This is a genomic window from Vallicoccus soli (assembly GCF_003594885.1).
In the GTDB taxonomy this organism is placed as follows: domain Bacteria; phylum Actinomycetota; class Actinomycetes; order Motilibacterales; family Motilibacteraceae; genus Vallicoccus; species Vallicoccus soli.
In genome coordinates this window covers 607,142-619,513 of the sequence record NZ_QZEZ01000001.1, presented here as the reverse complement: position 1 = coordinate 619,513, position 12,372 = coordinate 607,142, and the positions used below count along the sequence as shown (strand labels likewise).

Genomic DNA, 12,372 nt, shown 5'->3' with positions numbered 1-12,372 from the left:
GCCCCCTCGTGCGCTCCCCCTCCAACCCCTTCCGGAGCCTGCCCCGGGAGGTCGCCGTCCTCGCCGCGGTCGCGTTCGCGGTCGCCCTCGGCTTCGGCGTCGTCGCCCCGGCGATCCCGCTGTTCGCCCGCGAGTTCGGCGTCGGGCGCACCGCGGCCGGCGCGGTCGTGTCCGCGTTCGCCGCGATGCGCCTGGCCTCGGCGCTGCTCGGCGGCCGCCTCGTCGACCGGTACGGCGAGCGGCTCGTCCTCGCGACCGGCATCGGCATCGTCGCCGTGTCCAGCCTGCTCGCGGGCCTGGCGCAGTCGTACGCGCAGCTGCTCGTCCTGCGCGGGGTGGGCGGCGTCGGCTCGGCGATGTTCACCGTCTCCGCGGTGAGCCTGGTGCTGCGGGTCGTGGGGCCGGACCAGCGGGCGCGGGCGATGGGCGTCTACCAGGGCGGGTTCATCCTCGGCGGCATCGCGGGACCGGCCTTCGGCGGGGCGCTCGCGGGCGGGTCGCTGCGCGCGCCGTTCTTCGTCTACGCCGCGACGCTCGCGGCGGCGGGCGCGATCGGCATGGTCTTCCTGCGCGCCGCCCACCTCGGCGAGGCGCCGGCGCAGGGCACCGCCGCGCCGGAGCGCACGACGCTGCGGCAGTCGCTGGGGCTGGCCTCGTACCGCGCGGCGCTCGTCACCAACCTCGGCGTGGGCTGGGTGCTGCTGGGCTTGCGCGCGTCCCTGCTGCCGCTCTTCGTCGTCGAGGGGCTGGGCCGCGACCCGTTCTGGACGGGCGTCGGGCTCGTCGTGTCCGCCCTCGGGCAGGCCGCGCTGCTCCTGCCGGCCGGGCGGGTGGCGGACACCGTGGGCCGCCGCCCGGCGATGCTCCTCGGCGGGGTGCTGGCGGTCGGCTCGACCGCCACCCTCGCGCTGTCGACGTCCGTCGTCGCGTACGTCCTCGCCATGGTCGCCTTCGGCGCGGGCTTCGCCTTCCTCGGCACCGCACCGGCCGCGGTGGTCGGCGACGTGGCACCCGGCCGGGGCGGCACGTCCGTCGCGGCGTTCCAGATGGCGAGCGACCTCGGCGCCGTCGTCGGGCCGGTGCTCGCCGGCGCGCTCGCGGACTCGGTGTCGTACGGCGCCGCCTGGGGCGCCAGCGCCGGCGTCCTCGCGGCGGGCCTGCTGCTCACCGCGGTGATGCCCGAGACGCGCAGGGCGGCGCCCGCCGGTCCGGTTGCGGGGCACCGGCCGGGGTAGGTGGGGCCGCCGGTGCGGTCGGGACCCGAGGAGGACGTGTGCCGGGATGGCTCGAGGCGGGGCTGTGGGGCCTGCTCGGCGGCGGGGCGCTGGTCCTCGGTGCCGCCGTCGCCTGGTTCGTCCGGGTCCCGCAGCGGCTCATCGCCGCGATCATGGCGTTCGGCGCGGGCGTGCTCATCTCGGCGCTGTCGTTCGAGCTCATGCAGGACGCCGCGGAGACCGGGGGCCTCGGGCCCACGGCGCTCGGCTTCCTCGGCGGTGCCGTCGCGTACGTGCTCGCCAACGTCGCGCTCGCCCGGCGCGGCGCCCGCCACCGCAAGCGCTCCGGCGACCAGCAGCCGTCCGAGGGCGAGCAGGGCGGCAGCGGCGCGGCCATCGCCGTCGGCGCGCTGCTCGACGGCGTGCCCGAGTCGGTGGTGCTGGGCACGAGCCTGCTCGGCGGCGGGGGCGTCGGCGTCGCGGTGCTCGCTGCGGTGTTCATCAGCAACGTCCCCGAGGGGCTGTCCTCGGCGGCCGGCATGAAGCGGGCCGGGCGCTCCGCGGCGTACGTCTTCGGCGTCTGGGGCGGCATCGCCCTGGCCAGCGCCGCCGCCGCCGCGGTCGGGTACGCCGCCCTCGCCGACGTCCCGCCGTCGGTGCTCGCGGCGATCACCGCCGTCGCCGCGGGCGCGATACTCGCCATGCTCGCGGACACCATGATCCCCGAGGCCTTCGAGCGGGCGCAGCTCTCCACCGGGCTCATCACGGCGCTCGGCTTCCTCACGGCGTTCGCGCTGGACCAGGTGTGACCGGGGCGCGCCTGGGCGTGACCCATGAGGGGCACCCCCAGGCGCGGACGCCGCCTCGGGGTGCCCCTCAGCAGACTCGACCCTGCTGGGGGTGCCCCTCAGGGAGGCGCGGCGCCTGGGGGTGCCCCTCAAGGAGACGCGGCGCCTGAGGGTGCCCCTCAAGGAGACGCGGCGCCTGAGGGTGCCCCTCAAGGAGACGCGGCGCGTGGGGGTGCCCCTCAGGGAGACGCGTCAGCGCCCCAGCAGCCCCGCCTCCAGCAGCCCCCGCGCCGCGGCCGGGTGCTCGGCCGCGAGCAGCCCGGCGGCGGCGAGGACGTACCGGGCGTCGACGAGCGTGCGCGCGCCCTCGGGGAGCCGCCACCCGCCCGCCAGGTCACCGGTCGCCGGGGCGAGGACCTGCCGGCGCAGGGCGTCGTCGCCGTGGCGCAGGACCCCGCCGGAGCCGACGACGAGGCGCACGCGCCACAGGTCGCGCGCGCCCGCCCGCGCGTGGCGGCGCAGGGCGACCGTGACGGCGAGCTCGGCGAGCCGCGCGTCCACCCGCGCCCCCTCCGGGTCCGCGGGCAGCAGGCCGGGGTCGTCGTGCCGCGCGGCGGCGGCCGCCGCCAGCCCGTCGTCGGCCGGGCCCAGCAGCCGCTCGGCAGCCGCGGCGTCGACGACGCCGGGCGCGCTCCAGCGCAGCCCGAGGTCCCCCTCGACGGTGCGCGCCGCCGGCGGCTGCTCCACGACCTCGCGCCGCGCGGGCGCGTCCGACGCGTGCTCCTCGTCCGGCCCGACCACCGAGAACACGTCGGTCGTCGCGCCGCCCACGTCCACGACGAGCACCGGCCCGGCGAGCCCAGCGAGCACCTCGACGCCGGTGAGCACCGCGTCCGGGGTCGCGGCGCGCACCAGCCGGGCGAACCGCGGGCCCCGCGAGAGCCCCTTGCCGCCGATGACGTGGCGCAGGAACGCCCCGCGGATGGCTGCCCGCGCCGGCGCCGGCTCCAGCGTCCCGATCTCGGGCAGCACGTTGGCGACGGCCTCCGCGGGCACCCCGCCGGCCCGCAGCACCCCCAGCACCTCGTCCGCGGCGGCGGCGTTCCCGGCGACGACGACCGGGCGGCGCCACCGCGAGCGCGCGAGGCGGGCCGCGTTGTGCAGGAGGACCTCGGCGTTCCCGCCGTCGGTGCCCCCCACGAGCAGCAGCAGGTCCGGCCGGTCGGCCCGCAGCGCCCGTACGGCCGCGGGGTCGAGCCGCCCGGCCGCCACGTGGACGACGCGCGCGCCCGCCGTGAGCCCGACCCGGTGCCCCGCCTCCGCGGTGACCACGCGCTCGTACCCGACCACCCCGAGCCGCAGCCCGCCGCCGGCCGACGAGCACAGCAGCAGCGGCGCGCCCCGCGCCCCGAGCTCGGCGACGCACGCGTCGACGCCGTGCAGGACGTCAGTGGCGGACGTCGTCGGGTGCGCCGCGGTGCCCAGCAGCGCCCCGTCGGCGAGGTCGACGAGCGCGGCCTTGGTCCAGGTCGAGCCGACGTCGACGCAGCAGGCAGCGCTCAGGACAGCGCCCGCGACAGGTCGGCGAGCAGGTCGTCGGCGGTCTCCACGCCGACCGAGAGCCGCACGAGGTCGTCGGGCACCTCGAGCGGCGACCCGGCGGCGGACTGGTGGGTCATGCGCGCCGGGTGCTCGATGAGCGACTCGACGCCGCCGAGCGACTCCGCGAGGGTGAACAGCCGCGCCCGCTCGCACACCCGCAGCGCCTGCTCGGCGCCGCCGGTGACCCGGAACGACACCATGCCGCCGAAGCGCCGCATCTGCCGCGCCGCCACGTCGTGCCGCGGGTGCGTCGGGAGCCCGGGGTAGAGCACCTGGTCCACCGCGGGGTGGCTCACGAGCAGGTCCACGACCTTCTCGGCGTTGTCGCTGTGCCGCTCCATGCGCAGCGCCAGCGTCTTGAGCCCGCGCAGCACGAGCCAGGAGTCGAACGGCCCGGCGACGGCGCCCATCGCGTTCTGGTGGTACTGCAGCCGCTCCCCCAGCTCCTGCGTCGCGGCGACGAGCGCGCCGCCGACGACGTCGCTGTGCCCGCCCATGTACTTCGTCGTCGAGTGCACGACGACGTCGGCGCCGAGGGCGATCGGCTGCTGCAGGTACGGCGAGGCGAAGGTCGAGTCGACGACGAGCAGGGCGCCGGCGTCGTGCGCGACCTGCGCGGCGGCCGCGACGTCGACGATCGAGAGCAGCGGGTTGGTCGGCGTCTCGACCCACACGACCTTGGTGCGCCCCGACTGCACCGCCGCGGCGAGGGAGTCGATGTCGTCCCCGGCCGGCGTGTGCTCGACCCCCCAGCGCGCCAGGACCTGCGAGAACAGCCGGTACGTCCCGCCGTACGCGTCGCCGGGGATGACCACGTGGTCGCCGGGGACGCAGACGGTGCGCAGCAGCGTGTCCTCCGCCGCGAGCCCGCTGGCGAAGGCCATCGCCTTCGCGCCGCCGTCGAGCGCGGCGAGGCACTCCTCCAGGGCGGTGCGGGTGGGGTTCGCGCTGCGGCTGTACTCGTAGCCGCCGCGCAGGCCGCCGACGCCGTCCTGCTTGTACGTCGACACCTGGTGGATGGGCGGCACGACCGCGCCGGTCGACGCGTCGGCCTCCTGGCCGGCGTGCAGGGCGAGCGTCTCGAAGCCGAGGTCGGCGAGGTCTCCGCGCGGGTCCGTCATGGCCGCGAGGCTAGCCCCGGTCCCGCCCCGGGCGCCGGTCGGGCCGGTCGGCCAGGAGCGGGCGCGCGGGGTCCCACCGCGTCCCGTCCTCGGCGTCGCGCCGCCGCCGCGTGACGGCGCTGAGCGCCTCGAGGACCACCCGGTTCGCGAGGGCGGCGGTGACGTCGGCGTGGTCGTACGGAGGGCTCACCTCGACCACGTCGATCCCCACGACGGGCAGCTCGAGGCACAGCCGGCGCACGGCGTCGAGCAGCTCGCGCGCCGTGAGCCCGCCCGGCTCCGGCGTCCCGGTGCCCGGCGCGTGCCCCGGGTCGCAGACGTCGATGTCGACGGACAGGAACACCCCGTCGCAGCCGTCGACCGCGATGCCCATGGCCTCCGTGAGGCAGGCGTCGAGGCCGCGGTGCACGACCTCGGTCATCTCGTACGAGCGCAGCCCCTGCTCGGCCATCCAGTCCAGCACCTCCGGGCCGGGCCAGTAGCCGCGCAGCCCGACCTGGAGGAACCGGTCGCCCCGCAGCGCCCCGGACTCGATGAGCCGGCGCATCGGCTGCCCGTGCCCCCACAGCGAGCCGAACTCCTCGTCGCCGGTGTCGGCGTGCGCGTCGAAGTGGACCATCGACACGCGCCCGGCGCCGAGCACGTCCGCCACCCCGCTGACGTCGGCGTACGCCACCGCGTGGTCCCCGCCGAGCACCACCGGCAGCGCGCCCGCCCGCGCCACCCGCGCCACGGCCTCCCGCAGCGCGGCCAGCGACCGCTCGACGTGCCCCGAGGGCATCTCGACGTCCCCGGCGTCGAGGACCCGCAGGTCGCGCAGGCCGTCGGTCCGCAGCGCGAGGCTCGGGCGCGAGCCGTCGTGCCCGAGGTAGTCCGTCGTCCGGATCGCCTGCGGGCCGAAGCGCGTCCCCGGCCGGTGCGACGTCCCCCCGTCGAACGGCGCACCCACGACGACGACGTCGGCGCCCTCGTACGTCGCCGGGTCGCCCAGGTCGCACCGCGGCACCCCGAGGAACGTGACGTCGGGGCCGTACATCGCGCCGTAGCGGGCCATGGCGCCCACCCTGCCGGGCCGGCCGCCCGGGGTCCAGGAGGGCGGCCATCATGGCCGGGTGGCGTACCGCGAGCGGACCCTGCCCGGCGGGGCCGTGCTGTGGCGCAGCGACGCCCCGCCGGCGCCGGTCACCCGGCGCATCCTCCCCGACGGCTGCCTCGACGTGCTGCACCTCGACGGGCGCTGGGTCGTCGCGGGCCCCGACACCGCGGCGCGGCTCCACACGAGCGGTGCCGGCGCGGCGCACGCCGGGCTGCGCCTGCCCGGCGGGCGCGGGCCGGCCCTGCTCGGCGTGCCGGCGCACGCCCTGCGCGACCGCACCGTCGACCTCGCCGCCGTCCTCGGCGACCGCGCCGCGGCCGACCTCGCCGGCGCCGGCGCCGACCCGGCCGGCGCCCTCGCCGCCTGGTGGGCCCGGCGGCTGCCCCGGCTCGACGTCGACCCGCTGGGCCCCCGCCTGCTCGCCCTCGCCGAGCGCGGCGCGCCCGTGCCCGTCGCGGCCGCCGCCACCGGCTGGTCCGAGCGCCAGCTGCGGCGGCGGGCGCACGAGCTCTTCGGGTACGGCCCCCGCCACCTCGCCCGCGTCCTGCGCCTGGGGCGGGCGCTGGACCTGGCCCGGGCCGGCCTGCCGCTCGCGGAGGTCGCCGCCCGCACCGGTCACGCCGACCAGCAGCACCTGTCCCGCGAGGTCCGCGCCCTCACGGGCACCACCCCGACGGGGCTGCTGGCGGAGGAGGCGGCCCGCGCCGCTCAGCCCAGCGGCGCGAACAGGTCGACCGAGGCGCCGCCCGGCCCGAGCACGACGGCGTAGCGCTGGCCCCACGGGGCGTCCCACGGCGCGAGGTGCCCCTGCACGCCGGCGGCGGTGAGCTCCGCGTACGCCGCGTCCACCGCCGCCGGCGACGGGCACGCGAAGGCGAGGGCGCACCGGTGCCCGCCCGTCGGCGGCACCCACTCGGGGTCGAAGGAGCGCACGGTCTCCTCGGTGTCCAGGGCGAGGCGCAGGCCGCCGCCGAGCTCGGCCTCGGCGTGCGGGGCGTCCTCGGCCCCTTCGGGGAAGTCCAGGCCGAGGCGGCGGTAGAAGGCGACGCTCGCGGCCATGTCCGGCACGACGAGCTCGACGACGGCGGGGCGCAGCTCCATGGCTCCGACGCTAGGGCCGCGGGGCGCGGCGCGTCGTGGACGTTCCGGCCACGGGCGGGCCCCCCGCCCCCGCGGGAAGGGTCGCGCCCCGCCGGGCGTTGGAGCGGGAGCCCGACGACGAGAGGACCGCACGTGCTGTTCAGCCGCGCCAAGCGAGAGCTCCCCACCCCCGAGACCGCGCTGCCCGGCCGCGCCGAGCGCCCGTACGCCGTGCCGGCGGCCCACGCGGTGCTGGGCACGCCGCTCGAGGGCCCGTTCCCCGAGGGCCTGGAGGTCGCGTACTTCGGCCTCGGCTGCTTCTGGGGCGCCGAGCGCCTGTTCTGGCAGACCCCGGGCGTCTGGAGCACCGCCGTGGGCTACGCCGGCGGCGTGACCCCGAACCCGACGTACGAGGAGACGTGCACCGGCCTCACCGGGCACACCGAGGCCGTGCAGGTCGTGTTCGACCCGCAGCAGGTGTCGTACGAGCGGCTGCTCAGGGTGTTCTGGGAGGAGCACGACCCCACCCAGGGCCACCGCCAGGGCAACGACGTCGGCACCCAGTACCGCTCGGCGGTCTACACGACGAGCCCGCAGCAGCAGGCCGCCGCCGAGGCGTCGCGGGCGGCGTACGACCGCGTGCTCCAGGAGCGGGGCCACCGCCCCATCACCACCGAGATCGTCCCGGCGGGCCCGTTCTACCTCGCCGAGGACTACCACCAGCAGTACCTCCACAAGGTGCCGAACGGCTACTGCGGCCTGGCCGGCACCGGCGTCAGCTGCCCGGTGGGCACCGGCGCCAGCGTCCCGCAGGACTGAGCACCCGGCGCCCCGGGCGCACCGAGGGCCCCCTCCCGCACGGGGAGGGGGCCCTCGGCCTGGGCGGCGCCGGCGGCCGCCTGCGGGCGGCTCAGTCCCGGCGCATGACCGCCAGGAAGTCGGTCATCTCCGCGCGCAGCCGCTCGGCCATCTGCGAGAGCCCGGAGAAGTCGTCGCCACCGAGCGTGCCCGTCGAGCCGCCGTCGACGGCGACCGCGATGCCCTCGACGAGCGCGTTCATCTCCGCGACCGTCGTGCCCACGCCGGAGATCACCGACACCGCGGCGTCGGTCACCTGCTGGATCGACGCGACCTGGGCGATGACCTGCTCGGTCGCGCGCCCCGTCTGGTCGGCCAGCTCCTTGACCTCGCTGGCGACCACGGCGAACCCCTTGCCCGCCTCGCCGGCCCGCGCGGCCTCGATGGTCGCGTTGAGCGCGAGGAGCTTGGTCTGCGCCGCGACCTCGCTGATGAGGGCGACGACCTGCTGGATCTCCTCCGAGGAGCGGGTGAGCGAGCGGATGGTCTCCTGCGCCCGGCCGACCTCGTCGACCGCGGCCGCGGCCGAGCCCGTGAGGCCCGCCGCCGACGCGCTCATCTCGGTGGACGCCGTGGCCACCTGCTCCGACATCGACAGCACGACCGTCTCGAACTCGTCGGCCAGCCCGAGGCGCGCCGTGCGGGCGCTCTCGACCCGGTCCGTGCCGGCCTGCATCGCCGCGCTGGCCCGCGAGATCGTCACGGCCCCGTCGCGGAACGCGCCGAGCATGCCGCGCAGCAGGAAGCGGCGGTGGAACCGCCCCTCGCTGGCGGCGGTGAGCGAGGCGCCCGCCTCGCGGACGAACGCGTCGGTGCGGTCGAGCATCCCGTTGACCGCCGTGCGCAGCGCGGCCAGGTCCTGGTGCTCCTGCGCGCCGGGCAGCCCGACGACGCGGGCCTCGGAGTCGCCGCGGGCGGCGGCCGCGCAGACCTCCGCGACCCGGGCGACGGCCTCGCGGTAGAGCGCCAGCTGCTCGGCCTCGCCCCGGCGGGCGGCGCGCCCGCCGAGCAGGCTCCCCAGCCCGCCCATCAGGCGGCCCTGCCCTGCGGCTCGAGCGACCACACGAACTCGTCGTACGACCCGGCCGCCTGGGCGACGACCTCGGACAGCGCCCGCGCGCCCGCGTCGGCCGCGGCGCGGGCGCCGCTGTGGCGCCGCTCCTCGGCGAGCAGGCGCTGGTAGAGCGGGCGCACCTGCTCCAGCGCGCGGCGGTCCGGGGTGCGCCGGCTCGAGTGGTAGCCGACGACCGCGCCGCCCGGCCCGAACGAGGGCGTGACGTGCGCCAGGACCCAGTAGTGCGCCCCGTCCGCGGCCAGGTTGACCACGTACGCGAACAGCTCCTCCTTGGCCGCCAGCGTGTCCCACAGCAGCTTGAACACCGCGCGGGGCATGTCGGGGTGCCGGATGATGCTGTGCGGCTTGCCGAGGACCTCGTCCTCGGTGCTGAACGCCGAGACGCGCAGGAACACGTCGTTCGCGTACGTGATCCGCCCCTGCAGGTCCGTCTTGGTGACGATGATCTCGTCGTCGCTGAAGGTGCGCTCGACCCCGGTGGGTCGGACGGCGTTGCCCGCCATGTGGCCTCCCGTGCGGGCGCCTGCCTCTCGACGCCCTCTCCGGGATCCTCTCGGCAGTGCGCGCAGGGGCCTTGAGCCCCACCGCGCCGGGGCCGTCAGTCCTGCGCGAGGTACGTCAGCAGGTCCTGGCGGGTCACGATGCCGGTGGGCTTGCCGTCGTCGAGGACGACCGCGGCGTCGGAGTGCTCGAGGGCCTGCACGGCGGCGGACACCTCCTCGCCGGCACCGACCTGCGGCAGCGGCGCCGACATGTGCTTGTCGAGCCGGTCGGCGAGCTGGGCGCGCCCGCCGAACAGGGCGTCGAGCAGGTCCCGCTCGGCGACCGAGCCGACGATCTCGGCGGCCATGACGGGCGGCTCGGCCTTGACCACCGGCATCTGGCTCACCGCGTACTCGCGCAGGATGTCGACCGCCTCGCGCACCGTCTCCGACGGGTGCACGTGCACGAACGAGGGCAGCGAGCCCTCCTTGCGCGCGAGGACGTCGCCGACGGTGGCCCCGCCGGGGCGGGACAGGAAGCCGTAGTCGGCCATCCACTCGTCGTTGAAGATCTTGGACAGGTAGCCGCGCCCGCCGTCGGGCAGCAGCACGACGACGACGTCGTCCGGGCCGAGCCGCTCGGCCACCCGCAGCGCGCCCGCGACGGCCATGCCGCAGGAGCCGCCCACGAGCAGGCCCTCCTCGCGGGCGAGCCGGCGGGTCATGACGAAGGAGTCGCGGTCGGACACCGCGACGATCTCGTCGGCGACGCCCTTGTCGTACGCCTCGGGCCAGAAGTCCTCGCCCACGCCCTCGACGAGGTACGGCCGCCCGTCGCCGCCGGAGTAGACCGACCCCTCCGGGTCGACGCCCACGACCCGCACCCGGCCGCCGGAGGCCTCCTTGAGGTAGCGCCCGGTGCCGCTGATCGTGCCGCCGGTGCCGACGCCGGTGACGAAGTGGGTGATGCGCCCCGCGGTCTGCTCCCAGAGCTCCGGGCCCGTGGAGTGGTAGTGCGAGGCCGGGTTCTCCGGGTTGGCGTACTGGTCGGGCTTCCAGGCCCCCGGCCGCTCGCGGACCAGCCGGTCGCTGACGCTGTAGTACGAGCGCGGGTCCTCCGGCGCGACGGCCGTCGGGCAGACGACGACCTCCGCGCCGTACGCCCGCAGGGTGTTGACCTTGTCCTGGCTCACCTTGTCCGGGCACACGAAGACGCAGGAGTAGCCCCGCTGCTGCGCCACGATCGCCAGGCCCACGCCGGTGTTGCCCGAGGTCGGCTCGACGATGGTGCCGCCCGGCTGCAGCGCGCCGGACGCCTCCGCGGCGTCGACCATGCGCACGGCGATGCGATCCTTCACCGACCCGCCGGGGTTGAAGTACTCCACCTTCGCCAGCACGAGGGGCGCGAGGCCCTCGGTGACCGTTCTGAGCCGGACGAGGGGCGTGCCCCCGATGAGGTCGACGACCGAGTCCGCGTACTCCATGGCGCCAGCGTAGGGCCGCTACGGTGGGACGTGGTCGGTGGCCACCGGCAACCAGCCGCAGCGGGGTCAGGAGGTGGGCGACGTGGTGCGGGTGCGGCACGTGCGCCGCGTCGCCGTCGCCGCCGCGTACGGCGGGGGCGGGCTCGGGGCCTTCTCGGCCGGCGCCGTCGCGGTCCTCGCCGCGCAGGTGCGCCTCGCGCGCCGCGCGATCCCCCGCGCCACCGAGCGCCCCCCGGTCCCCGACGGCCGGTACGACCCCCCGCCCGGCCCGACCGCCGACCCGCTGCGGCTCACCGTCGTCGGCGACTCCAGCGCCGCCGGGTTCGGCGTGCAGCGGGCCTCGGAGACCACCGGCGCGCTCGTGGCGGCCGGCCTGGCCGAGGCCGCGGGGCGCTCGGTCGAGCTCGTCGTGCACGCGCGCATCGGGGCCCGCTCCTCCGACCTCGAGCGCCAGGTCGGCCTGGCCCTCGCCGGGCCGGTCCCCGACGTGGTCCTCGTCATGGTCGGCGCGAACGACGTCACGCACCGCATGCGCCCGGCGACCTCGGTGCGCCTGCTCGCCGAGGCGGTCGCGCGCCTGCGCGCCGCCGGCACCGAGGTCGTCGTCGGCACCTGCCCCGACCTCGGCACGATCGAGCCCATCGGCCAGCCGCTGCGCCTCGTCGCCCGGCAGTGGAGCCGCAACCTCGCCGCCGCCCAGACGATGGTGGTCGTCGAGGCCGGCGGGCGCTCGGTCTCGCTCGGCGACCTGCTGGGCCCGGAGTTCGCCGCGCGCCCGCGCGAGATGTTCGCGCCGGACCGGTTCCACCCGTCGGCCGCCGGCTACCGCGCCGCGGCCGGGGCGCTCCTGCCGACGGTCTGCGCGGCCGTCGGGGTCGGCACCGACGCGGCCCCGGACGCCCGGCGCGGCGAGGGCGTGCGCTCCGTCGCCGAGGCCGCGGTCGAGGCCGCCGGGCGGGCGGGCACGGAGGTCACCGCCGCCGACGTCGCCGGTCGGGACCGCGGCCCGTGGGGCCGCTGGACCCTGCTGCGGCGCCGGTCGCGGCAGGACCCGCCGCCCACGCCCCGACCCGCCGAGCCCGCCGAGCCCGGCGGGCCCGCCGAGCCCGCCGAGCCAGCTGTGGAGCGGCCGTGACCGGGCCCGGGGACGACGCCGGCGCCGACGCCGGCGCCGAGGAGGTGGCCCGCGAGCTGCGGCGCAGCACCGATCGGCTGAGGACGCTGCCGCTCGCCCGGCTCGACGACCCCGCCCCGCCCTGGCCCTCGCGCACCGCAGCGGCGCGCGCCGCGGCGCAGGTGCTCGCCGACCTCGCGCAGGACCTCGAGGAGGGCGCCGGGGCGACGCGGCGCGCCCTGCCCGTGCTCGCCCCGGCGGCGAGCGGCGACGTCCTCGCGGTGACCGGGCACGACCTGCTGCGCGCCGCCGCCGCGGACCCGGCAGCGGCGGCCGGCGCGCTGCGGGCCGCGCACGCCGCGCTCGTCCGGCTGCGCCGGGCGCTCTGAGGCCGGCGCCCCGCCCGGCGGCGACCCGCTGCGCGGAGGGGTCTTGTGGCGCCGGTCACGGTTGTAGCA

At 77.8% G+C, this 12,372-nt stretch carries 13 protein-coding genes; 6 read left to right on the top strand and 7 right to left on the bottom strand.

What is annotated here, in order from left to right; translation table 11 throughout:
• The first annotated feature begins 8 nt into the window (after positions 1–8).
• Both D5H78_RS02970 and D5H78_RS02965 read left to right on the top strand, forming a co-directional pair.
• Entirely contained in the window at positions 9–1,235 is a 1,227-nt protein-coding gene (locus D5H78_RS02970) for an MFS transporter (RefSeq protein ID WP_218566156.1), read from the top strand.
• A 38-nt stretch (positions 1,236–1,273) separates the two neighbouring features.
• Positions 1,274–2,023, top strand: a complete 750-nt coding sequence (locus tag D5H78_RS02965) for a ZIP family metal transporter (RefSeq protein ID WP_119948866.1) — start codon at positions 1,274–1,276, stop codon at positions 2,021–2,023.
• Positions 2,024–2,254: 231 nt separating this feature from the next.
• Here the strand turns inward: D5H78_RS02965 and D5H78_RS02960 are convergent, their stop codons facing one another.
• From D5H78_RS02960 to speB, 3 genes are read right to left on the bottom strand one after another with little or no spacing between them, the layout of a single operon-like run.
• Complete coding sequence (locus D5H78_RS02960) at positions 2,255–3,565, bottom strand: glutamate mutase L (RefSeq protein ID WP_119949314.1); 1,311 nt, start codon at positions 3,563–3,565, stop codon at positions 2,255–2,257.
• On the bottom strand, positions 3,562–4,725 hold the full coding sequence (locus tag D5H78_RS02955; RefSeq protein ID WP_119948865.1) for a cystathionine gamma-synthase: 1,164 nt from the start codon (positions 4,723–4,725) through the stop codon (positions 3,562–3,564). The genes D5H78_RS02960 and D5H78_RS02955 overlap by 4 nt, the downstream gene beginning before the upstream one ends.
• Positions 4,726–4,735: 10 nt before the next feature.
• Positions 4,736–5,779 carry an agmatinase gene (gene speB / locus D5H78_RS02950; RefSeq protein ID WP_119948864.1) on the bottom strand — a complete coding sequence of 348 codons (1,044 nt, stop codon included), beginning with the start codon at positions 5,777–5,779 and terminating at the stop codon, positions 4,736–4,738.
• A gap of 58 nt (positions 5,780–5,837) precedes the next feature.
• On the opposite strand from speB, the gene D5H78_RS02945 reads away from it, so the two are divergent.
• Positions 5,838–6,590, top strand: coding sequence for an AraC family transcriptional regulator (locus D5H78_RS02945; RefSeq protein WP_218566155.1), 753 nt, complete (start codon positions 5,838–5,840; stop codon positions 6,588–6,590).
• On the opposite strand, the gene D5H78_RS02940 is transcribed toward D5H78_RS02945, so the two are convergent.
• Positions 6,530–6,922 (bottom strand): VOC family protein, encoded by a 393-nt coding sequence (locus D5H78_RS02940; RefSeq protein WP_119948862.1) that lies wholly within the window; start codon positions 6,920–6,922, stop codon positions 6,530–6,532. The two genes, D5H78_RS02945 and D5H78_RS02940, sit on opposite strands and share 61 nt — an antisense overlap.
• A 132-nt stretch (positions 6,923–7,054) precedes the next feature.
• Here D5H78_RS02940 and msrA point away from each other — a divergent pair, with 132 nt between their 5' ends.
• A complete protein-coding gene (gene msrA, locus D5H78_RS02935) occupies positions 7,055–7,720 on the top strand; it encodes a peptide-methionine (S)-S-oxide reductase MsrA (RefSeq protein ID WP_119948861.1) in 666 nt (221 codons plus the stop codon).
• Between the two features lie 91 nt (positions 7,721–7,811).
• On the opposite strand, the gene D5H78_RS20580 is transcribed toward msrA, so the two are convergent.
• From D5H78_RS20580 to D5H78_RS02920, 3 genes are all read right to left on the bottom strand, one after another.
• The gene (locus D5H78_RS20580) at positions 7,812–8,318 is read right to left on the bottom strand and encodes a methyl-accepting chemotaxis protein (protein ID WP_484444086.1); all 507 of its coding nucleotides are present in this window, start codon (positions 8,316–8,318) and stop codon (positions 7,812–7,814) included.
• Positions 8,319–8,788: 470 nt separating this feature from the next.
• A complete protein-coding gene (locus D5H78_RS02925; protein WP_119948859.1) occupies positions 8,789–9,337 on the bottom strand; it encodes a PAS domain-containing protein in 549 nt (182 codons plus the stop codon).
• Between the two features lie 95 nt (positions 9,338–9,432).
• Positions 9,433–10,800: a cystathionine beta-synthase gene (locus tag D5H78_RS02920; RefSeq protein ID WP_119948858.1), complete on the bottom strand. Its 1,368-nt coding sequence runs from the start codon at positions 10,798–10,800 to the stop codon at positions 9,433–9,435.
• Between the two features lie 37 nt (positions 10,801–10,837).
• Here D5H78_RS02920 and D5H78_RS02915 point away from each other — a divergent pair, with 37 nt between their 5' ends.
• Together D5H78_RS02915 and D5H78_RS02910 are read left to right on the top strand one after the other, a co-directional pair.
• Positions 10,838–11,935, top strand: coding sequence for an SGNH/GDSL hydrolase family protein (locus D5H78_RS02915; protein ID WP_218566154.1), 1,098 nt, complete (start codon positions 10,838–10,840; stop codon positions 11,933–11,935).
• Positions 11,932–12,303 carry a hypothetical protein gene (locus D5H78_RS02910; RefSeq protein ID WP_119948857.1) on the top strand — a complete coding sequence of 124 codons (372 nt, stop codon included), beginning with the start codon at positions 11,932–11,934 and terminating at the stop codon, positions 12,301–12,303. Before D5H78_RS02915 ends, D5H78_RS02910 begins: the two co-directional genes overlap by 4 nt.
• Positions 12,304–12,372: the final 69 nt, after the last annotated feature.

What these genes read in the sequence shown, in the direction of transcription:
- D5H78_RS02955 (WP_119948865.1), bottom strand. Translation starts at nt 4,725, where the DNA reads ATGACGGACCCGCGCGGAGACCTCGCCGACCTCGGCTTCGAGACGCTC.
- speB (WP_119948864.1), bottom strand. Translation starts at nt 5,779, where the DNA reads ATGGCCCGCTACGGCGCGATGTACGGCCCCGACGTCACGTTCCTCGGG.
- D5H78_RS02940 (WP_119948862.1), bottom strand. Translation starts at nt 6,922, where the DNA reads ATGGAGCTGCGCCCCGCCGTCGTCGAGCTCGTCGTGCCGGACATGGCC.
- D5H78_RS20580 (WP_484444086.1), bottom strand. Translation starts at nt 8,318, where the DNA reads ATGAGCGCGTCGGCGGCGGGCCTCACGGGCTCGGCCGCGGCCGCGGTC.
- D5H78_RS02925 (WP_119948859.1), bottom strand. Translation starts at nt 9,337, where the DNA reads ATGGCGGGCAACGCCGTCCGACCCACCGGGGTCGAGCGCACCTTCAGC.
- D5H78_RS02920 (WP_119948858.1), bottom strand. Translation starts at nt 10,800, where the DNA reads ATGGAGTACGCGGACTCGGTCGTCGACCTCATCGGGGGCACGCCCCTC.